Source organism: Streptomyces sp. MBT65, from assembly GCF_016612545.1.
Classification (GTDB): domain Bacteria; phylum Actinomycetota; class Actinomycetes; order Streptomycetales; family Streptomycetaceae; genus Streptomyces.
In genome coordinates, this window is record NZ_JAENRY010000629.1 from 1 (window position 1) to 1,287 (window position 1,287).

At 73.0% G+C, this 1,287-nt stretch carries 1 protein-coding gene; it reads left to right on the top strand.

Annotated features, from left to right (window positions below):
• Window positions 1-68 precede the first annotated feature (68 nt).
• A complete protein-coding gene (locus JHN63_RS51130; RefSeq protein ID WP_200691950.1) occupies window positions 69-986 on the top strand; it encodes a zinc-binding dehydrogenase in 918 nt (305 codons plus the stop codon).
• Window positions 987-1,287: the final 301 nt, after the last annotated feature.

The following is a 1,287-nucleotide window of genomic DNA, read 5'->3' on the forward strand; positions in this document are numbered from 1 at the left end:
CCCTCTCACTTCCCCCCGGCTCCCGGCTCCCCGGCTCCCACCAGCTACACCCACACCCTGGAGGTGCGATGCGTCGCGTCCGGTACGAGTCCACCGGCGGCCCGCTGTTCCTGGAGGAGACCCCCGTCCCCGCACCGGGACCCGGCGAACTCCTCGTCCGTACCGAGGCGATCGGGGTCACCCTGCCCGTCGTCCGCAAGGTCACCGAGGCGGCCGAGCCGATCCCGCTCGGCGGTGAGATCGCGGGCGAGGTGGCCGCCGCAGGACAGGGCGTGACGCGTTTCGAGGTGGGCGAGCGGGTGACCGGGCTCTGCTTCGGGCACGGGTACGCCGACTTCGCCGTCCTGCACGAGACCATGGCCTCCCCCGTGCCCGACGCCGCCTCGGCCGTCGACGCGGTCGCCCTCGTCCGCGGCGGACTGGTGGCCCTGGGCGCCCTGGACGCGGCCCGTCCCGAACCCGGCGAGGCCGCGCTGATCACGGCCGCGGCGAGCGGAGTCGGCCATCTCGCCGTGCAGTTGGCGAGGGCGCGCGGTGCGGGACGGGTCGTGGGCGCGGTCTCCGATCCGGCGAAGGCCGACTTCGTGCGCGCGCTGGGCGCCGACGAGGTGATCGTCTACGGCAGCCCGGACTGGGGCGACCCCGTCGACTACGTACTCGACGCGGTGGGCGGCGAGTTGCTGACCCCGGCGGTGGCGGCGCTCGTTCCGGGCGGGCGGCTCGTGGCGTACAGCTCGGGCGGCGGGACGATCCGGGCGTACGACCTTCTCGTGGGCGCCAAGTCCGTGATCGGGTTCCAGATGGCGCGGATCGCCCGCGGGCGGCCGGAGTTGTACGAGCGGTGGCGGCGGGAGCTGTGGCGGCTGTTCGCGGAGGGTGCCCTGAAACCGGCCGTGCACGGGGAGTTCGGGCTGGCGGACGCGGCGAAGGCGCACGAGGTGATCGAGTCGCGGAGCAACCTGGGCAAGGTGGTGCTGCGCCCCTGACGGTCCCGCCGGCCCTGACACACCGTCACCACGGCTGCACGCTTCTTGTGAGGCGCCGGATGCCCCAATCTAACGTCTGTGACGCGCCCGTTGGACGTGGGATGTCCGGATGTCCAGACGAATGAAGGGCAGGTAGCACCACCATGCCGTCGAGTCTTCGCGCACGTCTGAGATCCACCCTCACCGCCGCACTCACCCTGGCCGCGCTGCTCATGCTCCCGAACCCCGCGCACGCCACCGCCCAGACCGCTTCCACCTCCACCTCCTCCTCCACCGCCTCCGCCTCCGCCCAAACCACCTC